This window comes from Microbacterium sp. HA-8, from assembly GCF_046111165.1.
Lineage (GTDB): Bacteria > Actinomycetota > Actinomycetes > Actinomycetales > Microbacteriaceae > Microbacterium.
The window spans coordinates 3263475-3286739 of record NZ_CP162025.1 but is presented as its reverse complement, the minus strand read 5'-3'; the positions used below and the strand labels follow the sequence as shown (position 1 = coordinate 3286739).

Annotated in this window: 21 protein-coding genes; 6 read left to right on the top strand and 15 right to left on the bottom strand. The window is 65.1% G+C overall.

The annotated features are described in order from the left end of the window. Positions 1-203: 203 nt before the first annotated feature. On the top strand, positions 204-1646 hold the full coding sequence (locus AB2L57_RS15685; protein WP_081766114.1) for an IS1182 family transposase: 1443 nt from the start codon (positions 204-206) through the stop codon (positions 1644-1646). A 136-nt stretch (positions 1647-1782) separates the two neighbouring features. Here the strand turns inward: AB2L57_RS15685 and AB2L57_RS15680 are convergent, their stop codons facing one another. Both AB2L57_RS15680 and AB2L57_RS15675 read right to left on the bottom strand, forming a co-directional pair. Continuing rightward, the gene (locus AB2L57_RS15680; protein WP_409047522.1) at positions 1783-2103 is read right to left on the bottom strand and encodes a ParB N-terminal domain-containing protein; all 321 of its coding nucleotides are present in this window, start codon (positions 2101-2103) and stop codon (positions 1783-1785) included. 43 nt (positions 2104-2146) lie between these two features. Continuing rightward, a complete protein-coding gene (locus AB2L57_RS15675) occupies positions 2147-3400 on the bottom strand; it encodes a DNA cytosine methyltransferase (RefSeq protein ID WP_100809625.1) in 1254 nt (417 codons plus the stop codon). A gap of 154 nt (positions 3401-3554) precedes the next feature. Here AB2L57_RS15675 and AB2L57_RS15670 point away from each other — a divergent pair, with 154 nt between their 5' ends. Continuing rightward, the gene (locus AB2L57_RS15670; protein ID WP_100809626.1) at positions 3555-6326 is read left to right on the top strand and encodes an AAA family ATPase; all 2772 of its coding nucleotides are present in this window, start codon (positions 3555-3557) and stop codon (positions 6324-6326) included. Between the two features lie 48 nt (positions 6327-6374). Here the strand turns inward: AB2L57_RS15670 and AB2L57_RS15665 are convergent, their stop codons facing one another. The 12 genes from AB2L57_RS15665 to AB2L57_RS15610 all read right to left on the bottom strand — a co-directional run bounded on the left by AB2L57_RS15665 (position 6375) and on the right by AB2L57_RS15610 (position 17481). Continuing rightward, entirely contained in the window at positions 6375-6683 is a 309-nt protein-coding gene (locus tag AB2L57_RS15665; RefSeq protein WP_100809627.1) for a hypothetical protein, read from the bottom strand. A gap of 126 nt (positions 6684-6809) precedes the next feature. Further along, positions 6810-7256: a single-stranded DNA-binding protein gene (locus tag AB2L57_RS15660; RefSeq protein ID WP_100809628.1), complete on the bottom strand. Its 447-nt coding sequence runs from the start codon at positions 7254-7256 to the stop codon at positions 6810-6812. Positions 7257-7293: 37 nt separating this feature from the next. Continuing rightward, positions 7294-7773 carry a hypothetical protein gene (locus AB2L57_RS15655; protein ID WP_100809629.1) on the bottom strand — a complete coding sequence of 160 codons (480 nt, stop codon included), beginning with the start codon at positions 7771-7773 and terminating at the stop codon, positions 7294-7296. Then, entirely contained in the window at positions 7770-8162 is a 393-nt protein-coding gene (locus tag AB2L57_RS15650; RefSeq protein ID WP_100809630.1) for a hypothetical protein, read from the bottom strand. The genes AB2L57_RS15655 and AB2L57_RS15650 overlap by 4 nt, the downstream gene beginning before the upstream one ends. Beyond that, positions 8159-10024, bottom strand: coding sequence for a type IV secretory system conjugative DNA transfer family protein (locus tag AB2L57_RS15645; protein ID WP_409047521.1), 1866 nt, complete (start codon positions 10022-10024; stop codon positions 8159-8161). The genes AB2L57_RS15650 and AB2L57_RS15645 overlap by 4 nt, the downstream gene beginning before the upstream one ends. Then, a complete protein-coding gene (locus tag AB2L57_RS15640) occupies positions 9985-11250 on the bottom strand; it encodes a ParA family protein (protein WP_100809631.1) in 1266 nt (421 codons plus the stop codon). Before AB2L57_RS15640 ends, AB2L57_RS15645 begins: the two co-directional genes overlap by 40 nt. Beyond that, positions 11247-12839 (bottom strand): hypothetical protein, encoded by a 1593-nt coding sequence (locus AB2L57_RS15635; RefSeq protein WP_409047520.1) that lies wholly within the window; start codon positions 12837-12839, stop codon positions 11247-11249. The genes AB2L57_RS15640 and AB2L57_RS15635 overlap by 4 nt, the downstream gene beginning before the upstream one ends. Further along, positions 12839-14335 carry an SCO6880 family protein gene (locus AB2L57_RS15630; protein WP_100809633.1) on the bottom strand — a complete coding sequence of 499 codons (1497 nt, stop codon included), beginning with the start codon at positions 14333-14335 and terminating at the stop codon, positions 12839-12841. Before AB2L57_RS15630 ends, AB2L57_RS15635 begins: the two co-directional genes overlap by 1 nt. After that, a complete protein-coding gene (locus AB2L57_RS15625; protein WP_100809634.1) occupies positions 14332-15774 on the bottom strand; it encodes a hypothetical protein in 1443 nt (480 codons plus the stop codon). The genes AB2L57_RS15630 and AB2L57_RS15625 overlap by 4 nt, the downstream gene beginning before the upstream one ends. Before the next feature lie 3 nt (positions 15775-15777). Continuing rightward, positions 15778-16080, bottom strand: coding sequence for a hypothetical protein (locus tag AB2L57_RS15620; RefSeq protein WP_100809635.1), 303 nt, complete (start codon positions 16078-16080; stop codon positions 15778-15780). Positions 16081-16103: 23 nt separating this feature from the next. Continuing rightward, positions 16104-16727 carry a M23 family metallopeptidase gene (locus AB2L57_RS15615; RefSeq protein ID WP_157813844.1) on the bottom strand — a complete coding sequence of 208 codons (624 nt, stop codon included), beginning with the start codon at positions 16725-16727 and terminating at the stop codon, positions 16104-16106. A gap of 1 nt (position 16728) precedes the next feature. Continuing rightward, the gene (locus AB2L57_RS15610) at positions 16729-17481 is read right to left on the bottom strand and encodes a hypothetical protein (protein WP_157813845.1); all 753 of its coding nucleotides are present in this window, start codon (positions 17479-17481) and stop codon (positions 16729-16731) included. Between the two features lie 382 nt (positions 17482-17863). Between AB2L57_RS15610 and AB2L57_RS15605 the strand changes: the two genes are divergently transcribed. The 3 genes from AB2L57_RS15605 to AB2L57_RS15595 all read left to right on the top strand — a co-directional run bounded on the left by AB2L57_RS15605 (position 17864) and on the right by AB2L57_RS15595 (position 20292). Beyond that, positions 17864-18181 carry a helix-turn-helix transcriptional regulator gene (locus AB2L57_RS15605; protein ID WP_146048083.1) on the top strand — a complete coding sequence of 106 codons (318 nt, stop codon included), beginning with the start codon at positions 17864-17866 and terminating at the stop codon, positions 18179-18181. 654 nt (positions 18182-18835) lie between these two features. Then, entirely contained in the window at positions 18836-19759 is a 924-nt protein-coding gene (locus AB2L57_RS15600) for an amidohydrolase family protein (RefSeq protein WP_157813846.1), read from the top strand. A 2-nt stretch (positions 19760-19761) separates the two neighbouring features. Beyond that, positions 19762-20292 carry an SDR family NAD(P)-dependent oxidoreductase gene (locus tag AB2L57_RS15595; RefSeq protein WP_409047519.1) on the top strand — a complete coding sequence of 177 codons (531 nt, stop codon included), beginning with the start codon at positions 19762-19764 and terminating at the stop codon, positions 20290-20292. Here AB2L57_RS15595 and AB2L57_RS15590 read toward each other — a convergent pair. Beyond that, a complete protein-coding gene (locus tag AB2L57_RS15590; protein ID WP_409046946.1) occupies positions 20270-21541 on the bottom strand; it encodes an IS110 family transposase in 1272 nt (423 codons plus the stop codon). The genes AB2L57_RS15595 and AB2L57_RS15590 overlap by 23 nt on opposite strands. 321 nt (positions 21542-21862) lie before the next feature. Here AB2L57_RS15590 and AB2L57_RS15585 point away from each other — a divergent pair, with 321 nt between their 5' ends. Continuing rightward, positions 21863-23104: an IS256 family transposase gene (locus AB2L57_RS15585; RefSeq protein ID WP_100809640.1), complete on the top strand. Its 1242-nt coding sequence runs from the start codon at positions 21863-21865 to the stop codon at positions 23102-23104. Positions 23105-23265 lie beyond the last annotated feature (161 nt).

The window sequence follows — 23265 nt, the reverse complement described above, 5'->3', positions numbered from 1 at the left end:
GTACTTGACGCACGGGACTTCGACTATGCGGTCTCGTTGGGCGATGGACAGTTCGGGCCACCCATCGACCTTCAGATCGGCTCGCAGACTCTCATCTAGGTGCGTGGGTCAGATCCTTCCGTTAACGCGCCGGGGTGAATCCGGTGGATAGCGCGGGGTGCTGGGAGAATCGATTCATGACGGTGACTGCCAGCCTGGAGGGTCTGTTCGAGGTCGAGCCGGGTGAGGCGCGGGCGCCGGGATCGGCTGCACCGGCGGGTGCGGGCAAGACGTTCCGTGGGTATGACCAGGGGCAGTGTTTCCTGCTCCCGCCGAGTCTGGATGACTGGCTGGACGAGGATGATGAGGCCCGGTTCATCTCCGAGGTCGTCGAAGAGCTCTTGGATCTGACGCCGGTCTACGCGTCGTACGCGTCCGCCTCGGGTGCGCCTCCGTATGACCCGCGGATGATGTTGAAGCTGCTGCTGTTCGCGTACGCGACGGGCGTGACCTCGTCTCGTGAGTTGGAGCGGCGCTGCAAGCGCGATATCGCCTTCCGGTGGCTGTCGGGCAACCAGGCGCCCGACTACCGGTCGCTGGCCCGGTTTCGTCGGCGTCACCTGGATGCCCTGCCGGGGTTGTTCCTGCAGGTGCTGCGGGTCTGCGCGGAGGCGGGGCTGGTGCGGTTGGGGCGGGTCGCGCTGGATGGCACGAAGCTGGCTGCGAACGCGTCGCGGCATAAGGCGATGAGCTATGACCGGATCGTGCCGAAGATCGATCAGCTCCAAGCCGAGGTCGCTGCGCTGCTCGCCGAGGCGGAGGCGGTCGATGAGGCCGAGGATCAGCAGTTCGGCCAGGACCGGCGCGGGGACGAGGTCGCCCCGGAGCTGGCCCGCCGTGAGGGGCGCCTGGCAAAACTACGTGCCGCGAAGGACGCGATCGAGGCCGACGCCGCCGAGAAGGCGGCAGCCGTGGCGCGGAAGAAGGCCGACGCCGCCGGTCAGCCCCCTGAGCAGGCCGACGCGGCCGTCGCGACTGCGGTGGACACGGCGGCGCCGAAGCCGAAAGCGCAACGCAATTTCACCGATCCTGAGGCGCGGATGATGAAGACGGTCCGCGGCTTCGATTACGCGTTCAACGCGCAGGCCGTTGTCGATGAGGGCCACCAGATCGTGTTGAGCGCCGAGGTCACCCAGCAGGCCACCGATATCCAGCAGTTCGTCCCGATGGCCGAGCAGACCCTACGGAACCTCGACGCGGCAGGAATCGAGCGTTCCCCAGAGGTCGTCCTCGCTGACGCGGGCTACTGCTCGGAAGCCAACCTCGAAGCCGCCGACGATCTGGACGCACAGGTGTTGATCGCGACGGGACGGCAACGTCACGGCGAGAGCTTCCCTACCGCCGGCGCCCCGGACCCGGCCCCAGAGGACGCGAGCCGGCGGGAGCGGATGGCGCACGCGCTGCGCACCGAGCAGGGCCGCACCGACTACGCGCGCCGCAAAGCCATCGTTGAACCCGCGTTCGGGCAGATGAAGACCCGGCAAAACGCCGGACAGCTCCGGCTACGCGGACTCGCCGGCGCCCAAGGCGAATGGCTACTCCACACGATCTGCCACAACCTCCGCAAGCTCCGCGTCGCTACAGCCGCCGGGCTGGCGCCCGCATAGGCCTCCCCAGGGGTCCCTGGGCGTCACAGCACGCACCGACAGTCGCCACGAGCCCCTCGCCGTGCGATCCCGCACGCTCTCACACCGCAACGGCCCGCCCGTTCCCGTTCGCGACCGTCAGCGCGCGATGCCAGAGTCAACGCCGCGCGCCACGCCACCCGATTCTGACCCGCGCACCTAGCAGAAGCTTCAGGGTGGCTAGCCTCCGATTGCCCTCGACAACAACCCACTCGCCGTTCTCTTTCACGACAACCAGGGGCTCTTCAGCGAAGTAGCCGTTATCAACGAAGGACTGCGCGAGTTCGTCTAGCGATTCTTGCTCATAGAGCTGACGGAGAAGACTCTTCTGGCTCGGTGCGGCCGCCGTCACCAAACGCGGGTTCCGCGTGTCCAGTGTCAACTCATCTACACGCAGGTAGATCAATGATGCGCGATCCTCGTGATGGGCCTGATCCATCGGTTGTGTCTCCCGTGGGTGATCGGAGGTGAGTCCGTTTGGCTCAGTCCGTAACGATGACGCTATTGGACGAGCTGGCGCGATGGTAGCCAGCGGGCCCCGCGCCTTTCCCCGGATGTGGGATCTGAGGTCCCACTACTGCCTTCCATCGAGGGGGAAGAGGTGCGGGGTCGGCAGGAGGCGGCACGGGTTTGGTGCTTCTGGTGGTTGCTAGCGAGGCCCGAATTGTCTCTGCGTTCATTGGTTCACCGGGTTTTTCGAGCAAGTGCAGGATGAGCTTTCCCATCGCTTCGGCGAGTGGCGGGGGGGTGGCGTTGCCAGCGAGCCTTACATTGACACGTTCGTTCTCTGTAAGACGCCAGTCTGCTGGGAAGCCCTGGAGAAGCATGCGCTCCGAACTCGCAAGCGGACGGCCGCTCCAATGGAACGGGCCCGTCGAGGGCCCAGGGCTCGCGGGCAGGGTCCACGCTGGCCGATCCTTCGCCAGTTTGAGCAGGAAGGACCAATACCTGGTCCGGTAGCCGAAAAGTTCGACTTCTTCGCCGCCCCCTCGTGCTGTCAAATGCTGGTAGTTGCTGCCCTCCGGGATGCTAGTCAGCAAGTCCGCATACCCGCCCCTAGCTGATGGAACAGGATCCGGAACGCGGTCTTCCAATGCATCCCAAACGGTGCGGTGATCCTCCCCGTGCGGTCGTGGAAGAACAGATGGCGCGGGTTCACCGTCGCGAAATGCAATCATGATGGCACGCGCTCGGTGCTGGGGGACGCCGTAGTCCGCCGCATCTACCACCCAGGACCTGAGCCGGTACCGCGTACCGGCCATGCTATTAATCTCCCGAAGCCGCTTCTTGATGCGTGCGGTTGCATTGTTCTTTCCGCTCAAGAAACCAGCGACATTCTCCATGAGGATCGCTCTCGGCAGGAACGATGCAGCGAGATCCATCATGCCGTCGACAGTCGTCCCTCTGTCGTCCTTGATGCCGCGCTTAGGCGCAGCCCATTGCGCAGCCTTGCTGAATGGCTGACAGGGCGGGCCACCTGCCAAGAGCGTCAACTCCCGCGGGGCGATTCCGACGTCCTGGGGAGCTAGAGCGCGACCCGCCTCGACGACGTCGGAGGGCTCAAGCAAACGCCAAGCGGGACGATTCTCTGCAAGCGTGGCGCGCGCGTCCCTATCGATCTCTAGGCAGCCGAGCGTGACGAACCCAGCGGCCTCAAGACCCCGGTCGAGACCGCCCACCCCGCTGAAGCAAGACAGAAGCGTCGTCAAAGTACTTCCTTTCCAACCCGAGCTCACACCATTCGCGGCACCAAGTCAAGTCGAAGCGAGCCACGCCAGCCGGCGCGCTCGCGCTGGCGCATGGAGACGATCGACCTTCGGAGAGACGATGCACGCAGGCACTTTCTGTGTAACGCTGTCGGGATTTAACATTTTCGCGTAGCCTCGCCTCATGCGAGGTGGACTCGAGCGATGGAAGCGGGGCGTCGACTCCGGGGGAGTCCGTCAGGCTGTCGCGTACGCGTTCGAAGGCACGTGTGACTCGCACATCGCTGCGCCGCTGGGCACTGACGCGCTCGCCGCGTACTCCGCCGGTGCATCCGTCCCCCGACTCACCGTCGAGGCGGGACGGATCCTCGAGGACAGCCTCGACCAGACGTCGCTTCGCCGGTGGGTGAATGGCGAAGACCCCGCAACGGGGGAACGTCGGGGACGCGACCTCCAATCACCGGATGCTGACCTCGTACTTGATGGGACGATCAACGCCCCCAAATCGTTCAGCCTCGCCTCACTGATTCACCCCGAGCTTGCTGCCGAGTTCGAGGCGCTCCAAGATCGCCTCCGCGACCGCATCGTCAAGACATGGCAGCGCGAACTCAACGCTCGGCGAGGGGCCGGCGGCAGCATCCGTGAGGATCTTCAGCGCATCGAAGTCGTGGAGCTGCGCCACCGACGGTCTCGGGCGCTCGACCCGCACATCCACCGGCACCTGTGGCTGAACGTCAAGGTGCAGGGGCTGGATGGCAGGTGGTCGAACGTCGACTCGCGGGTCGCGATGAAGCTGCACACGGTCGTCAACGCAGAGGGCGAGATCGCCGCCCGGACCGATCCCGGATGGATCGCCGCGCTGGCCCGCCACGGGTACACCCTCGATGAGAGGGGCGAGATCGCTCAGCTCGCACATGCCGTGCGGCCTATGTCGCGCCGATCGAACCAAATCGAGACAAACCGGCAGGCGAAGACGGCGGAGTGGCGCGCCGGACACCCGGGACAGGAGCCATCGCACGACGTTCTCGCAGCGATCGATCGGTGGGCGTGGGCGCAGGGACGCCCGAACAAACCCGACGACATTGATGAGGGCGACTGGGAGCAATGGGCCCGCGACGAGCTTGCATCGCTCGATCCCGCGCTGCTCGGTTCTCGGTCGCCTGCTGAGCCGCACCAGGTCGTGATCGCAGATCTCGACCGCGATCTGCTCGCGCGCATGGCCGTAGTTGATGCGGACAACCGGTCGGCGAGCAGCGGCGGGCGGTTCAGCATGTTCGATATCCGTGCGGGCGCGATGCGAGCGGTTGCCGCATCCGGCGTCATTGCTGACCGCCAACTGCTTGAGCACGTGATCGACGATGTAGTCGCGCGAGCCGTTCGCGACGTTGTGAATCTGCTGGATGACCGTGCAGGCGTCCCGTCCCATGTGAAGGGCTTCATGGCGGTCACGACGGCTGTTCTCAAGACCGACCTCGCCGAGCAGTTCGAGCGCCTCTCCGAGCAGGGCGCGAGGGTTCCGCTCGAAGTCGTCCGAGACATATCGACGACCGTCCTACCCGAAGGACGTGAGCTCGACACGGGTCAACTCCACGCTGCCTCGGCGATCGCCGGGACGGATCGGCTGGTCGCGGTCACCGGTCCCGCCGGCACGGGCAAGACGACGATGCTCGTGACGGCAAAGCGAGCCCTCGAGCGGCAGGGCAGGGCGATGCTCGTGGTTGCGCCGACGAAGAAGGCAGCGAGCGTCGCCGCCCACGAGATCGGTGCAAGTGCATCGAGCTTGCACGCTCTGCTGCTCGACTACGGATGGCGCTGGCACACCGAGGCCGCCGGCGCTGAGCAATGGCGGCAACTCACTGTGGGCGACACGGACGCGACGGGGCAGGTCTACGGCGGGCCCCGCCGATTCCGTATGACGGCCGGCGATCGGATCGTCGTAGATGAGGCCGGAATGGTCGACTTGCGGGTCGCGAACGCACTCGCAGCCGTCGCCGCTCAGACCGGTGCCGGAATCGCGATGGTCGGTGATCACCTACAAGCTCGCCCCGTCGGACACTCGGGTGCCATGGCCATCATGGCGCGGCGCTCGACCGCGGGCGTCGAACTCACCGCGGTACATCGCTTCCGCGATCCCACCTATGCCGCGCTGACGCTCCGCATGCGCGAACCGCGCACGAAGGACGACGCACTCGACGTTGCGCATGAGCTTGGTGCTCGGGGGCTGATCCGTCGCGCCGCGAACGAGGCGGAGGCCGAGCAGATCATGGTTGATGAGTACTTCGCGTGGGCAACTGCTGGTAGGCGCGTGGCGCTGGTGACAGCCACGAACGCGGAAGCCCAGGCGATCAACGAAGCTATCCAACAGCGACGGGTAGACCAGGGCGAACTCGACTCGGCACGCGCCGTCATCGGCAAGGATGATCAGTGGTTGGTGGAGGGCGACGTTGTCCAGACGCGGCGGAACGATAAGGGCCTGGGAGTCGAAAATCGCGCGATGTGGACGGTTGGTCGCATCGAGCCGGAAGGAGTTCGGCTCGTGAGTGTTACTGACTCTGGCGATACGCGACTTGTCCCTCTTGACTATGTCGCTGAGCACGTGCATCTCGCCTACGCGTCAACGGTCCATGGCATCCAAGGCGAAAGCACGGAGGCCGCGCTCGTTGGTCTAGGCGTCGATGCGGCCGGCATGTATGTCGGGATGACCAGAGGACGCGCTGTGAACTCCGTGATTGCCCTCGGTCCCGGCGTGGACGCAGTCGAAGAGCTCGCGACCCGGATGCTGCGCCCTTCGATGGAACCCACGATGGAAGAGAATCGGCAGGCGGCGTGGCTCGAGGTTGGCCGGGCGGCGACCACGCTTGGGTCGCGTATCGAGCCGCGTGCAAGGCCGCAGATCGTCAAGTCGGATCCGATCGTCTCGCCGATGCTGACCCCTGGCGGAGCCTCACTGAGCTGACGGCTATCCAGGCTCACGGCCCGAGATGATCGCCGCGAGAGGCCGGGATCACTCCACGCGGTCGACGGCCGATGCCCAGACCCAAACGCGTTGATCTCGACCGTCCAACCGAAACTCGACTTGCACGGCTCGAGGAGTCCAAGCGATCGCGTCTCCTTCGATCTGCGAGGCGATCGCGCCGAATCGGACCCAAGCGCGCACGCGCCGTGGTTGAGGATCGGCGGTCACGGGGTAGAGGTCGAGGCGTAGCTCGCGCTCGGTGAGTGCCTGGATCGGATATCTTGCCGCGAGCTGGTCGAGGATCTTCTGGTTCATGCGCTCGTCGATCTGGGCGGCATATCGACGATTCGTGCCCACAATTCCTCCGATCGAACATATGTTCTAAATGGTACGACCCAAGGAAGCCATCACGGACCCTCATCCGTGACATGCAGGAGCGGGCGGGAGTAACGTAACTCCCGCCCGCTCTGTCTTTGCGGATGGTCAGCGAGCGAACCCTGCACCGGTGTGCGAAACCGGTGTGGCTTCCGGCCCCGGAGCGTGAGCTACGGGGCCGTTAGCTTTTGGGGATCGCTCGACCTCGACGTCGGCGAACTTCAGCGACGCCCCGACGTTGTCCGCGACGATGTCCCGTGCTTCTCGAGTCGCACCGCTTTCGCGGTCGGTGTAGGTCGAGAACCGCAAATCGCCAGCGACGAGCACGGCGTCGCCCTTGCGCAGGGAGTCGGCGACGTGACGTGCTTGGCTGTTGAAGACGACGACGCGGTGGAAGACCGAGCCCGCGTCTTCCCACTCTCCGCTCTGCTCGTTGCGTCGGCGATCGTTGACCGCGACGCTGAACCGCGCGTAGTCGGTGCCGTTGTCGGCGGTGCCGTGTTCGGGGTCGCCCGTGAGGTTGCCCTCGATGGTGACCGGAATTCGTGTGGACATGGTTTTCGTTCCTTTCTGTCATGCACCGGTCGGTGCGTTATGGCGCGTGAGACTGGCGTGTCCACGCATCCCATTCCTGCTCGTCGGTCGCGGACGACCATGAGCGAGGCTTTTGCGGCTGGTGCCCGTGGGCGCAGCCGCCGGCGTAGGCCTGCCGCCAGCGGCCGCGCGCCTGTGCGAGGCGCTCGTGCCACCCGATGGGTCCGTAGCCGCTGTCGCTTGCATCGAACGACGCGCGGTGGGCCGTGTGCAGGGCGGAGAGTTCCTCCACGAGCGCTCCGTGTTTCCACCAGCAGTCCGGGATGCCAGTTACGGGTACGTCGTACCGGATCGTCAGCCACTCGACCCAGTCGCGCAGGGCTCGCCACGCGTCGGCCGCCTGCGCGTCGGGTAGCTCCTTCCAATCGACGACGGCGGCGCCCAGGGGCGCGGAGCTTCCGCGGCGGTCGCCTGGATCCCACTCGGCGAGTTCGGCGGCGAGCATCGTCTCGTATGCCTCGTCGGTCTCATCAGTCATGCCGCGCCTCCAATCGCGCGCAACTTGCGTCGCAGACGAATAAGCGCCGAGAGGGATGCTGTCCGTCGATCACGGTGGTGTGCCAACAGCCGGTCGCGGTCGAGCAGTCGGTGCAGCAGTTCGTGGCAGTAGGGGTGAACAGCGGCGAGGTCCGAGTGCGCTTCGTGCGCGCGCCAGCCGGCATCGGTGCGCTCGACGCCGGAGTAGTCGAGATGGTGCAGTTCCAGGGTTCGGGCGGTGCCGTCCACAAGGCATGCCGCGCAGGCAACGGTGCCCGTACGGCGCCGTTCGTCTCTGAACCACTGGTCGCGACGGGCGAACCAAGCGGGTGAGCGCAGATAGCCACGGCGGTAGGAGTTGAGGCGGCGGGGTTTCCGGATGTTGGTCATGGTTCCGGGGTCTCGTTCGCGGCGGGTCCCGTTGCTCGCGCGAGGTCCTCGGCAAACACGGCGCGTTGTTCACGTTCCGTTTCGCGCTTGCCGGCGCTGACCGCTCGCGCGTCAGCGCGCTTGTCCCATCCGGCGAGGTCGAGGAGCACGCCTCGGCGGTTGCGGTAGGCGAGCAGGCCGACGGTCTGAGGCATTCGACGGATCTCGTCGACTGTCATGAGGGGCAGTCGGTCGTGCTGCTCGCTCGTGTTCACGCCGGCCTGACTGCTGCTCCAGGATCGCTGGGTGCGGCGGCGTTCCCGTGAGCCGAGGATGGCTTCGATGTCGCGCAGGTGGTCGACTTGCGCTGCGCCGCCGAGAAGGATCTTGGCCGTTGCGGCGGACCAGATCGTGTCTGCCTCGGCCCGTGACCAGGCGGTCTCGGCCTGGGAGAGGGCCTGCAGTACGACGAAGGTGCAGATGCCGCGGCCGCCGCCGTCGGCCATCGTGCGTGGCAGGTTCGCCCATCGGAACATGTTCGCGATCTCATCGAGGATCAAGCCGAGTGGTTGTGCGAGTCGCGAGCTCGGGGATGCGAGCGCTTTGCGGCGTGCGAGCTCAACGACGTCGTCGAGAAGAGCACCGAGGAACCCGCCCATCGCGGCGGACCCCGACGATGAGCCAACCAAGTACAGCGTGTTTTCGCCGGTCAGGAACTCCTCGGCATCGAAGCGCGGATCGCCGGATCGCGGCGAGAGTGCGTCTCGAATCTGCGGCACAGCTAGCGGCGCAACCGCGTTCTGCACACCGAACCAGGTGGATGACACGAGTCGTTCGTCGCCCGAGACGAGGGCTTCCAGGCTGTCTCCCCACCCAGGCGCGCCATCGGAGCGCAGCACCTCAACTGCCGACCGCGCGAGCGATGGGCTCGTCCCCCAGTCGTAGAGGTCGGCGATCGACCGTCCGCCGACCGCCCCGGCGTGCAGAAGGCGGGAGAGGACGATGGTGGATGCCTGGGCCCATTCGCCGTTGGTCGTTGAGGCTCCAAGCGCGGTGCCGGTGATGATCGCCGAACCTCGTTGGAGAGCCACGAGCGGGTCTTCACATCCCGCGAAAGGGCTGATCCTCATGGCGTCACGGATGCCCGACAGGCCCTGAGGGTCGAAGACGCTGACGGCACCGCGACGCCGACGCATCTTCATGGTGGCGGTGAGGTTGTCGTTCGTCGTTGAGGTGGTGATCAACGGACCCGACCAGTCGAGGATTGCGGAGACGAGGACGCGGTACCCCTTGCCCGAGCGGGGCGGACCCTCGAGCGCGACGGAGTCTTCGATCGACACGTAGACATCCAGTCCTCGAGACGAACCGACCCGCCAACCGACGTCTGTCGGGCTCGGCTGGAAGAGTTCGGGACGCAACTGAGGTGCGCGACGGAGAACCGCTCGCGCGGAGAGGTGCTTGCGAATCTCGGATGCGGGGGCGAACCCGGGTCGGCTCTGCAGATCGTTGATGAAGTAGCGATCTGACTGCCGATAGCGCGAGTACGCGACCCCGGCCCACGCCGACACGAAGGCGACTGCGAGCACGAGCGCGAGATCGGCGACCCTGATCGCCGTCACAGGCAGGGCGCATCTGTCGATCGTGTACGTCCCCGAATCGCCGGAGAGCGCGAGCCACAGTCCCGACAGAAAGCCAGTCGGCGTGGGTCGTGCGCCGCACACGATCTGTGTGACCGCCTCGGCAGCGAAGGCGAATCCGATGTTGAGCAGGATGACCGCGGCGATGCCGATCGCCGCGATCTTGGGCCAGATACCGTCGCTCACCATGAGTGGAGTCCTACTCGCTACAGCTTCTCCGCGACCGATGCCGCCGTGCGCACCCATGCGCGCTGAGTCACCGGGCGGAGCGCGTCGAAGCGCAGCGGACCTGATTTCAGCGCCGGGTCGAAGGGAATGACGTGCACGGCGCGGACGAGGTCAGTGAATCCCTCGACGATTGGCCGAATCTCAGACGCCGATGCACGCTCCGAGAGAGTCACGACGACGACGGCATTTCGCGCCAGTTCCGCCGAGTGGTCATCGCGCGCCAACAGCGCTTCGAGAAGCAGTGCGGCCGACTCTGCCGATTCTCGTGCCGCGATAGTGGGGATGACGAGCTGGTAGGAGGCGTCAACCATCCTCAGCCAGCGCTCGGCGGATTCGTCATTGCCGGAATCGAAAACGACCATGCGGAAGTACCGCGCGGCGACACGCATCAACAGATCGAACTCGGTGCTTTCGATGCGCTGTCGGGCGGCGAGAAGCTCGGGGTTGGAACGCAGCACGTCGTATCGGTCTTGCGTCTGGTGGTGGACGTAGTTGGCGATGTCAGAGATTGGTGCGTCGGGGGAGAGAAGCCAGTCGGCGGCGGGCAGCAGGTCTTGCACGGTCGAGTCGTAGCGTCCGCTTTCCGTGCGCCAGCCGAGGGTCCCTCGTGTGTCGTTGTTGTCCCATGCGAGCACGGGACCGCCGCCGTAGCGGGCGAAAACGGCGGAGAGCATCGCGGTGGTCATCGTCTTGCCGACGCCGCCCTTGCCGTTGGCGACCGCGATGGTGCGGCACCCGGCCCAGTGTTGCGCGACCGCTCGCTGGTCGGCCTCGCGTCGCAGTTCCTCTGCAGAGGCACGAACGGTGATGCCGAGACGGGCGAGGATGGCGCGCCATCCTGTGGATGGCGAGCGCTCCGTCTCGTCGTCCGTGGTGATGAAGGATCGGCGCTCGGTGCGAGCGGCGCGGCGGGTGGTGGGCTGTTCGCTACCGATCGCAACGGCGCCGGTCGCGACATCAGTCGCACTGTCGGCGGATTCGTCAACGGGTTCGTCGACCTTGACCCCCTCGACGCTGCCGTCTGTACGGATGAGTAGGCGATGATCGCCGCGGTCGCCGGAGGTGACCAGTTCAAGCTCGGAGCCCGCTACCTGCGCTTCGGCGATCGCGCGACGGACGATCGATGCACGGATGTCTTCTGCCGGAGCCGCGTGAAGCCTCTCGGTGTCTCCATCGATAGATATGAACTCCGCGGTATCGCCGCTCACGTTGGCGTAGACGAGCGGTCTGGTGGCAATGGTCATCCTGTCTCCTTCTCAGCGCTCAGCCATCCGGCCAAATCGGTGCCGTCGTCGATGGGCCAGACGTCGTCTAGCGGTAGCGGCGTGATCAACTCGCTGAACCCCGCGATTTCGGCAGCGGGCAGCAAGGCATCGTCGGTCTTGAACAGGTCGTACTCCCACTCGGTGGACGTCGCGAAGCAATCGACGAGGTACGAGAACTGGCCGACGTAGGCCAGAAACTCGCCCTTCCTGAGCTGCCGAGCCATGTCTACGTGTGCGGTCGGCATTTGGAGACGGTCTCGCAGGCTCGCGTGTTCTTGGTGGTTGACCCGGAAGACGAACTTGTTCTCGATGTCTCCGACGATCGAGTAGGCGAGGTTTCGCTCCTGCGAATCGGCCTCGCCGACTGCGTCGAGGTCGCCCATCTTGTGCAGGATGACGATATTGCTGATGCCGTAGTGGCGTGAAAGTTTGAGCCACTGCTGGTACATCTGGAGGGCAGCGAGCGAGGTCATGTCCCGCCACCCCTCCTCGCGGACCACATAGCGCGTGCGCTTTGCCTCGCGATCCGAGATGACCGCCTGGACCCACGATGTGGTGCACACCTGGGTGAGCTGCGCGACGAGGTCGCCGCGGGCGAAGAGTTCGGATGTGTCGACGACGACGAGTGGGGATGCATCGTCGAACTGCACGGTGGATTCATCCTCGAACAGGCCGGACAAGTCGCCTTCGACAAACCGCCGCAGTACGAATCGAGGTTGCGAGGCTGCGGCGCTGAGTTCAGGTTCGTCGGAGAGTTCGCCCGCGCCGATGCGGGCGAGCTGACGGTAGACCTCGCGAAGCGTCGGATCGTCGCCCGTTGCCGAGATCGCGCGTTCGAGAGCGAGGTGGATGCACGCGTGTTCGACCGCAGACAGCTTCGTGCCGCCGACCGCCATCTCGACGAGCGAGATGAGCGTCGCGATGCGGCGCTGGCGCACCATCTGCTCGTGCTGCTCATCACTGCTTCCCGTGCGGCGGGGGCCTCGATCGAGTGGATTGAGCCGCGCGCCCGTTGCCCCGCCGAGTCTGATGACGGTACCGCCGACCGCCTCAGCAACGACCACCCATTCACCCTTCGGGTCTGAGGGGACGACCGCTTGGTGTCCGAAAGGAATGGAGCGGGTAATCAGTGTCTTGATCGTTGAACTCTTGCCCGACCGGTACGACCCCAGCACCAGGACGTTGGTAGAGAAGGACCCACGCTCCGTGGGATCCGCGTAGGCCTCCCACGGTGAGAAATGCCAGAGCGCGTCCGCATTGAGGTCGACGCCAACAATCGGACCTCGGTGGCCAAGTCCCGCGTCCGCAACAAAGGGATAGATTCCAGCGAGGTGCTGGGACGTTGCTTGGTGGGCTGGGATCACGGGAGCGGAAAGGTTCCAGTAGCCCCCTTCGGTGAGTCCCGGGCCGAAAGGACCTGGTACCGCTGGCTCCGGTAGCGCGCGGTCCCGCTTTGAGGTTCTGGTCGGCTGCGCTTCCCGCATTCGTGCGGCGATCTCGCGCTGCACCGCGCGACGCTCGGCACGCGTCTGACCGGCGGGGGAGACGACGAAGGTTCGGCGGGCCATCACTTCACCCCCAGCCCGAGCGGCAGCGCGTTCACCAGCAGCGCCTCGGCCTGCTGGCAGTACAGGATCTGCGCCTCCATGCCTGCCCGTGAAAGAGCGTTGCGGGCGCCAGCGATCGATTGTTCGAGAGCATTCTCATCAGGTGCCGTGACGGTCAGGTACGCGCCATAGCGGAATTCACCGTGACCGGCGACAAGCTCGTCCTCCTGCTTCTCGAGGGCAAGCCAATCCGCTTCGTCAGCGGCGGAGCCGTCAGCGCCACGCTTGGCGCGCAACCTTTCGTTGCCCCGCCAGACCTTCTTCTCTTCACGGATGCGCTTTAGTGCTTTGTTCACGGGCACCGGGGTCAGCACGATCGAGAAGATGTGCGTCACCGCTTCGCCGGTCACGGGATGACGCGCGAATACGAGGGGGGAGATAAACCCGACCGCCGCATCGGACCGAGGCCATTCGTGCACCCACATGGTGGTGTGAATTCCTGAGTCTGTGATCACGACGCCGTTCTTGCCGCGCGGCTCTTCGAGGTACATCGGACCGATTGCGTTCAATGCGACACCGGTGTTCTCGGCGTCGCGGTTCTGCACCGTGGACAGAAACTCTGGATCGAACGCGGTGCGAGCCAGGCTCGCGATGTCTCTCGGCGTTAGCCACCGTCGGACGGTGATGCGGGCTGAGCGGAGGGCGTCGGCAATGTTGCTGGCCTCGACATGGGCGAGTGCCTGGATCGCGGACTTGCCTCCCCCGAGCGCGCGAACCTGCGGGCCGAGCGCGACGAGGTCAAAGGTCAGCGTCAGGTAGTTGCGGTGGGCGACGGCGAAGCGCTCCGAAGCATCCATCACCTGTCGATAGTTCGTTGTCACGTCTGCGTCGTCGTCGATGCCCGCACGATGCGCGCTCGACTCGAAGTGTTCGCGGCCCGCTCGGATCGTGGTGGGCGTCGTCCGTTCCTGCAGCGTCACGCGTTTGACGCCGACGCGCTGCGTAAACGTGGCGAGTACCTGCGCCCACTGTTGTGCGAGGTCGTGGCGGTCGGGGGTGTCCTTCATGAGGAATCCCTGCACTTCGAGTTCCGCCGTTACCGACACCGATCGGTCGTGCGGGTTGTAGACGCAGGCGAGCCCGTCGACGTCCCACATCTGCACGGACGCGCGCGTGCCGGGCAGGTTGAGTGTTCCTTCGAGCTGGACGCGTTCTGGACGGTAGGCGTGGGTCGTAGCGCCTGCGGAGTGCCGTAATTGTTTCGAGAGCCAAAGTCCCAGCATCCGGGGCGCGGAGATACCCCGCACGGTCGTCACGGCGACCAGTCCTACGGGGAGATAGACGGGTGCTGCGTAGAGGATGCCCGCGGGACCGAACCCATTGACACCGATGAGCAGGACAAGGGCGGCTGCGGCGACGAATCCGATTTGCCACGGGTCGAGCCCGAGTACAACCCCTTGGCGGGAGCGACGGGGAAGTCGGACCGGGCGTGCGTGTTCTGCGGCGGTGGCGGTCACGGTGTGCTCCTCACGGGTCGAGACGCGGCGGGCGTCGGGGGCGTGGAAGTAGCGGATGTTGCCGTTGGTTTCGGTGGGGTCGATCCGGAAGCGCCTGATCCAGCGGGCGAGGTCGGTCCGGATGTCGGCCGCGAGGGACTGCTCTTCGCAGTGGTCGCGGATGGGCCGGTGCTGCCAGCGCGGCCACGTGTCGATCCGGGCGAGACACCTGCGGGCGCACTGCCGAGGCGAGAGGGAAGACGCGAGGCGCTTCGCGCAGCGTTGGCGCCCATGCGGCCCGCTTGACCGCCGAGCCGCGAACCCAACGAGTCGGCGGCGACGGCGCCCGTGAAAGTGAAGAGGCCGAAGACCGCAAAGGGGGCGAACGCGACCAGAACGAGGCCGATGAGCAGAGGCCAAGATTGAGGGTCCCAGATCGTGCGGACTGTCGATAGCCCGTTGATGATCAGCGCGAGGAATCCGATCGTGAGTGGCCCGGTGAGGAGCAGAACGACGACCGCGCTGAGGTAGCGAACCACCCACTGCGGTCCGATTCCGCGAACCGGGAAGATCATCCATGCGACCGGCCCGACCATGATGAGAACGGCGAGGGCGAGGTTTCGGAAGGCGAAGACCAATGTGAGGAGCACGGTTGCGATCATCAGAAGGCCGTGGATGAGGAACGCAAAGAAGTAGTTCGCGTGACCGCCTGCCCACATCACGCTCTGGAGCGTAGAGATGAGGGCGAAGTCTCCGTCGCGGGTCAGGATGTACATCGCCATGTCGTCCACAGCGTTGACGACATGCCCGGTGAGCCAGAGAGTGATCGGGACGGCGGGGATCGCGATGAAGGACCGGATGATTGCACCGACGAGTTGGTCGCGGTCCCGTGCGACGATGGCGGCTGCGATCGCCCAGATCATGGCTGCGAAGACGACCGCGAGCACAGCCCAGTTCCAGAAGGACCATTCTTCGACGGCCGCGGCCCATAGGGTGCTTGAGGTGTCGAACCGCATATTCGATGCGAGAACGAAGAGTCCGCCTGTCGTTGCCAGGGCCATGCCGCGGCCTGCGTTCTCGAAGCTGACGCAGACGAGATCACCCACACTGCAGTCGTATCCGACTGTGAGCTCTTTGCCTCCGGCATCCTTCAGCTTCTGGTGGTGTCCTTCGTATGTCGTGCAGACCATCGCGTTCTCGCCCGCGACCAGTACGCCGGTGAAGCAGCGCTGCGCCTTGATGTCGGCGGCATTTTCGGGGGTGCAACTGACCTGATCGGTCTCTCTCGAGCAGGTCACCGGGAACGTCGGCGCAGACCACGTCTGACCCGTGACGGGCGTTGCCGTGTCCACCCGAATGGTGCCCGACGCTTCGGCTGTTGCGTGTGCCGGCTCGGCGATGCCCACAACGGCGACGCCAGCGACCAGCGTGCCGAGGAGAAACATCCCGAGCCGACGCATAGGTCAGAATCCGAAGTCGAAGTTGACGAACCAGGCGAACAGGCCGCTCGCGGCGCCCAGGATGGCGGCGGCGATGAAAATCCAAGCGATGTTCTCGCCCGCCCACGATCTGACGCGGTCGGGCGCGAGTCCGCGGAAAGCGAGGGCGGCACCCGCGATGACCAGCATGATGAATACGACGATCATCGCGCCGGCCAGTATGTAGGACGCGATGACTTGAAACCCCTGGAAGAAGGGCGCCGAGAAGTCGGGCTGAATTTCGGGGACGTCCACGTCGAACGGGACGAGTAGGTCGTTGAGTGGCATCCGGGCTCCTTGGTGTTCGTCGGTCAGGCGAGGGGAAGACCGCGGGCGGCCATGAATGGTGCGGGGTCGAGGCGGGCGCCGTCAATGCGCAGTTCGAAGTGCAGGTGGCATCCCCAGGAGAGGCCCGTCGTCCCTTCGGCGCCGAGGCGCGTGCCCGCCGAGACCTGCTGAGTCTTTTCGACGGCGATCGAGCCCCACTCCAGATGGGCGTAGATCGTTTGGATGCCATCGCCGTGGTCGACCACAACGCTGTTGCCGAACTGGCCCATGCTGCCGGCGGTTGTGACGGTGCCAGGGCCGGCAGCGAATATGGCCGCGCCGCATCCTTGCGACATGTCATAGCCCTTGTGGTCCGCGGGGCAGTAGGAGCATCCCTTGACCGGGTGAAAGCCGAAACCGCGACCTTTGGTGTAATCGCCCGCGAGTGGGTAGCCCCATTCGCCGACGACGACCGGTGTGCGTCCGTCGATCGTTCCGGGCTGCACTGCGGGTGTACCGTGCGCTGCGATGGCAAGGGGAAGCGCAACGAGGGGAGTGACGATAGCTCCGCCCGCCAGGGCTACCGCCAGCACCGCGAGCAGAACCAGGCGGCGCAACGTCTTTGACCGCGCGACGATACCGGCGGCAACGACTGAGGGATGCGGCATGTCAACTGCCGTCCGCGCCGAAGAAGCGAACGACCTTGCAATCGCCAACCTGCTGCGCCGAGCCGAGGGTCGGGATTGACTCGCCGCCGCACAGTACCTGCACGCGAACGCGCGCCGTCTGCTCGTAGCTCGTCTCCTGTGCCCCCTCTGTCTTGGATGTGAAGGTGAGCAGCACATCCGCTTCGCCGATGAACATGTCTCCAGGGGGGTTCTCCGGCACGGGGGAGTAGGCGATCTCCGCCGACGCGGCTGCCTCGACTCGGCCGTCTTCTGCCGCGAGGGAGTTCCACATGTCTTCGGGGAGAACGACGGACTGGCGGAGTTCAAGGCGAGCCTGATCAAGCTGAGCTTCTCGATCAACCCCTGATGCGTATCGCGTATCCGGTGTAAACCATGTGTCGAGGTACGCCAGCCATTCGTCTCGTGTTGCGAGGGTGGTGTCGAAGGTCGCGGCGGCTGCTAGTGCTGCGCGGATATAGACGTCTTCATCGCGCGTTATCGGCTCAGGGACCCAACCCTGCACCGTAACGCCGTCGTCTACGACGCCCGTTTCGGTTGGTTGCGTGGGCGGCGCGGCCGAGGGCGCGCCGCTCGCGCTGGTGCTGGGAGGCGAGGTGCGTGGTCCAGCATCGGATGTTGTTGTGTTGATGATCGCCGCAGCGACGAGCGCCGCGATGCCGCCAACAAGGACAACCCCGCCGGCAATTGCCCAGGGCAGTCCGGTCGAACGGCGTGGTGTCTGCGGCGTCGTCATGGCACTGGCCTCCCTGCTGGTTGTGAGCAGTGGAGCGAGACGCGACGGTGGGGCCAGCTCGAGCTGCCTTTCCGGCATCCTATGCAGGCGCGAAAGAACCGTAAAGGGTGAGGCGCAATGTTTCGGTGCTCGCGCCACGGGGGTCCGTCGTGGGCGAGTGTGGTTGTGCAAAAAACTGGCCGTTCGCAGAATAGCCGCGTTGATCCGCCTTTGTCTGTAGGGAGTATGGGGGACATGGCTCGGCTATGCCTGACTCTGAGCGACTGCGGGGTTGATCTAGCGGTTGACATATGTGGATACTACAGAGATACACTCATCATGTGAATCACTAAATTACCCAGTTTGTCGAGTGCTCGCGGAGCCGGTGCGCCACAATAGTCCCGTGCCCAAATACGCCCGCCCTCGTCATAGCGAGCATGCGGAGGACCCCATCAAAGCCCTTGGCAATATGGTGCGCGCGGGCATCATCGGTTTCCTTCGGACCAACGGACCGGCTTCTCGCGCTGAGATCTCGCGGGCGCTCGAGATACCGATTCCGACGGTTGCTAAGTCCCTTGCAGCGCTGATGACATCGGGCCTACTGATTTCTGAACCGCCGATGGATGAGGTCCGTCAGGGGCAGCGTGTTCGATATCAGGTCAACGACGCTGCGGTCAGCGACATGTATCTGCAGCTCGGGCAAGCGATCGGCGAACTCTAGACCCTCGTCGCTGACTGATGGTCGGGTTCCTGCGGTCGGGATCACGGAACTGCCTCATGATTCGACCACGCCCGCACACCACCAGCACCTCTCGCTAGGTGCATCGTCCGGCGAAACCGTTGGGAGCACGTTCTCCCGGGCGAAGTAGGCGCTGGCGTGCTTGAGAATCTCTATCTCCATCTCCAATACCCGGTTGCGACCTCCACACCAGGTTCCGACGCCGGAACTCGATGAGCTGCTTGTGCTCGTCGGTCGTCACCCCCGCCTTGCGTCCACTGTCGACCGCCTCGCGCTTCATCCAATTCCGCAGGCATGACTCGCTGATCCAGAGATCACGCGCCGCCTGCGCGACAGGCTTGAACTGCGCGACAAGATCAACTGCTCGACGCCAAACTCCGGCTCATATGGTGGGCATCTCACGGACTCGTTCCGAGACGATCATCGTCTCAACTCAGGTGTCGCGAAAAGCGGGTCATGCTCCGTCAGTCTCCAAGCTACGTCGCGGACAACTTGAGGGCGTGCGAAGAAACGCCAGAGTGCGCGCACGCTTATGCCGTCCGGAATCTAAATCTCGTGATCCCGAAGCTGAGCAAATTAGCTGCGCTTATGGCAAGGCGCAGAAGATTCAATTGGACTGTTCATTCGACTCTGCGGATGATGAACACAGCCGGAGAGGCTCATCAGATCAGCGAGAAGGGTTACAACGTGGGAATCATCGACTTCCGGTTGCGTCCGAATACACCGACATACATGGAGCATTGCTCCGGCCCGGCGGCGGAGAAGCTGTGGGCCCGCCCCAAGTTCGGGCCGTACCCAGGTGAGCAGAGCTTCGAGTCTTGGTTGGCGGAGGTTGGCGAGTCGGACGTAACGCTCGGCGTGTTCACGGGGCGGCAGGTGGGCGATCCGTCGTCACCCACCGTTGGCTTCACCAACGACTACATTGCGGAGTGCGTCGAGAAGTCAGACGGAAAGCTCATCGGGTTCGCAGGAGTTGACCCTGGCATGCGTCGCGTTGCCACCAAGGAGTTGCGGCGAGCCGTGGGAGAGCTTGGCATGCGAGGAGTGTCGGTTGACCCGGAGGGATTCCGGCAGACGCCCGACCACCGGCAGTTCTATCCCATCTACGAGACGGCAGCCGAGCTCGAGATCCCCGTGGTGGTGACGGTCGGACCGGTGTGCGGGCGATTCGCCGATCCGTGGGCCATGGACATCGTCGCGGAGGACTTCCCTGAGGTGACGTTCGTGATGTCTCACGGCACCTACCCCCATGTCACTGAACTGATCGCGCTTGCGTATCGCCGAAGCAACATCTATCTCGAGGCGTCCATCTATTACGCGCTCCCTGGCTCCGAGCCGTTCCTGGAAGCTGCCGGCACGGTCCTACAGGATCAGGTCGTCTACGCGAGCGCATTTCCCTTCAATCCGATAACTGCATACGAGAGGTTCGCACAGTTCGAAATCGGCGACGATGCTCTCGGCAAGATCATGTTCGGAAACGCCGCCAGGATTCTCGGCCTGGATGCCCCTCAGTCGTCACACGTTGATGACCATCGCGAGATGCTTGCCGCTTCGGTCTAGTCGTGGTGCCCGACGGCGATCCCAAGCGACCTCGTGTCGCAGTGGTGACCGGCGGGGCCTCTGGGATCGGGGCAGCCGTCATCGCGGGTTTGGTCAACGCCGGTTACGTGACTGCCAGTCTCGATTGGGCCGCTGAGGAGAAGGTATCGAGCCATGGGCTGTCCATCAGTGCGGATGTGCGTGATCCGGAATCCGTGGAACGCGCAGTATCGCGGGTGCTCTCCACATTCGGCCGAATTGACGTGCTCGTCAACTGTGCTGGCGTGGGGCTAACGAAGGCGTTCCTCGAGACGAGCATCTCGGACTGGAACAGGGTAGTCGGCGTCAACTTGACAGGAACATTTCTCGTATCTCAGTGTGTGGCGCGTTGGATGGCGCACGCAGGCTCGGGGGCGATAGTGAACGTTGGCTCGACTGCAACCGTGCTCGGCACACCTGGGCAGACCGCGTATGCGGCATCGAAGGGAGCCGTCGTGGTGGCGTCCGGCAGTGCGGATGCTCCTATTGCTGTCAAGCGGCCAGTGGTGGGCTGATCTGCTCCAGGATGGCGGTCGCTCGGGCCTCGAGTTCAGGGTCGGCGCGAGTGCCGATCTCGAGTCGTCGGAGCCGCTGGTAGGGGACGCCGAGAGTGGCGGCGAGAACGCTGATCGGGATGCCTTTCGCTTGTCGGCGTGCTCGGAGTTCGCGCCCGACGGGATTGTCGGTGGCGGGATTGAGCAGAGCGGCATAGATCTCGTTCGCGACGTGTCGTTTGAGGCAGCGCATGATGTCACGGTCGGTGAGTTGCTCCGAACGACGCCTCTCGAAGTAGGCCATCGTCCGAGGCTCGCGATGCCGCATGCGCAACAGCACAATCCGGTGCAGCGCGGCGTTCGCGTGCCGGTTCCCGCCGCGAGAGAGTCGATGCCGTGTGCGTTGTCCGGAGGAGGCGGGGATCGGGGCGACACCGGCGAGAGCGGCGAAGCTGGCGCGGGTTCCGAGCCGCTCGGGGTTGTCGCCCGCGGCGACCAGGAGCGTCGCTGCGGTGACAGGACCGACTCCGCTCAGGGACAGCAGCGTGGGGTTGACCTGCCGGACGAGCATCTCCAACTGTTGTTCTATCAGGTCGATCTCGGCTTGCATCGTGAGGTGTCGGACCGCGAACCGTCGCAGTGTCTGCCGGGCGACGACCGCGGGATCGGGGGACGTGATTGTTCCGGGCCGAGTCTTGGCGAGCGTGTTCACCAGACGCTGCCCGCTGAGAGCGCGGAACGCCTGTCGCACGAGCTCGGGTGCGGTGATCAGCAGCGCGTGGATCTGGTTCATCACTTGCGCTCTGGCCTTGGCCGCCGAGCGCCGCTCTGCGAGGAGGATCCGCATCGACTCGACCGCGCCATCACCAGACTTTGGGATCGCGGTGTCCGTTCCTGAGAGGACAGCGACCGCTGCCTGGTGGGCGTCGAGGGGGTCGGACTTGCCGCGACGACGGCGGGCTTGCCGGTCCTGTCGCGCGACTTCGATGACGGTCAGCCCCGCCGTGGTCAGCGCGCGTGCGAGGCCAGCCCCGTACGACCCCGTTCCCTCCACCCCGATACGGACGACATCACCGTGCGCGTGGAGGAACGCGACGATCTGCGCGTAACCGCGACCGTCGGCACGGAACTCTCGGTCCGCGACAGGTCGGCCCACGAGATCGAGGATCGCGACGTGATGCGTGTTCTTGTGCGTGTCGACCCCGGCGACCAACTCGGAGCCTGGTGGCAACGGGTTGGTCAGCGGCGGGTCGAGTGTCATGCTCGTCATTGACGGGATTCCCTTCCAATGGTGATGAACGTCACCGCGGGTCGGGTGAGTGCAGACAGCACAAAGGTGAGACGACTTTCCGGTCAGGCTCCTATCAAGTCATGTGCCCGCCCGGCCCGCAGCGACCCCGGCGTCGACGGACAGATCCACAAAAAGACAGCCGCGAACGGCGTCCGTGTAATTTCGGGTCACGCCGGCGCCGGAGCCGAATCCATCATCTCTGTGTACGGATCGGGTGACCGTGTCGCTGCGGACGTAGCGACGGTCACCGCGTGATCCTTCGAGAGAACTCTTCACATCCATCTCGAAAGGACCCCGACGATGACCGTCTCACCCCACGATATCGACCCTGCCCGCTTCCTCGAAGACCACCTCGCGCAGGCGTCTCCCGATCTGCTGCGGGAGATGCTCGGCACGTTCATCAACCAGCTGCTATCCGCGGACGCGGACCAGATCTGCGGCGCCGCTTACGGCACGATCAGCGACGACAGGGTGAACCGTCGCAACGGTTACCGCCACCGCGACTTCGACACCCGCGCCGGGACCATCGACGTGAAGATCCCCAAGCTCCGGCAGGGCACCTACTTCCCGGAGTGGCTGCTGGAACGCCGCCGCCGCGCGGAGGCCGCACTGACCACCGTGGTCGCGACCAGCTACCTCCTCGGCGTGTCCACCCGTCGGATGGATGACCTGGTGAAGACCCTCGGGATCACCGGGCTGTCGAAGTCGCAGGTGTCGGAGATGGCGCGCGACCTTGACGAGCAGGTGACCGCGTTCCGCACCCGGCCGTTGGACGCCGGCCCGTACTCGTTCGTCGCCGCCGACGCGCTCACCATGAAGGTCCGCGAGGGCGGCCGGGTCGTGAAGGTCGCGGTGCTGGTCGCGACCGGCGTGAACGCCGACGGCTACCGCGAGATCCTCGGTCTGCAAGTCAACTCGACCGAAGACGGCGCCGGCTGGCTGACGTTCTGGCGCGACCTCGTCGCGAGAGGCCTGACCGGCGTGAAGCTCGTCACGTCCGACGCACACGCAGGTCTGGTCGCAGCGATCGGCGCGACCGTCGGCGGGTCCTGGCAGAGGTGCAGAACCCACTACGCGGCGAACCTGATGAGCGTGACCCCAAAGTCCTCGTGGCCATGGGTGAAGACCCTGCTGGGCACGGTTTTCGACCAGCCCGACGCGGAGTCCGTGCACGCCCAGTTCGACCGCGTCCTGGACGCGCTCGAGCACAAGCTCCCCAGGTCGTTCGAGCACCTCGAGGCCGCACGTGAGGAGATCCTCGCGTTCACCGCGTTCCCGAAGAGCATCTGGCGGCAGATCTGGTCCAACAATCCGAACGAACGCCTCAACCGGGAGATCCGCCGCCGCACCGACGTCGTGGGCATCTTCCCGAACCGCGACGCGATCATCCGGCTCGTCGGCGCCGTCCTCGCCGAGCAACACGACGAGTGGGCCGAGCAACGCCGCTACCTCGGCCTCGACGCCCTCGCCGCCGCACGCCGCGTCGGCGAACCCACCACAGAGGAGGTGATCGAACCCGACCTTCGGGCCCTCACAGCCTGACCTCGACACGAGGGATCACACGATCACCGATACACAGAGATGATGGATTCGGCTCCGGCGCCGGCGTGACCCGAAATTACACGGACGCCGTTCGCGGCTGTCTTTTTGTGGATCTGTCCGTCGACGCCGGGGTCGCTGCGGGCCGGGCGGGCACATGACTT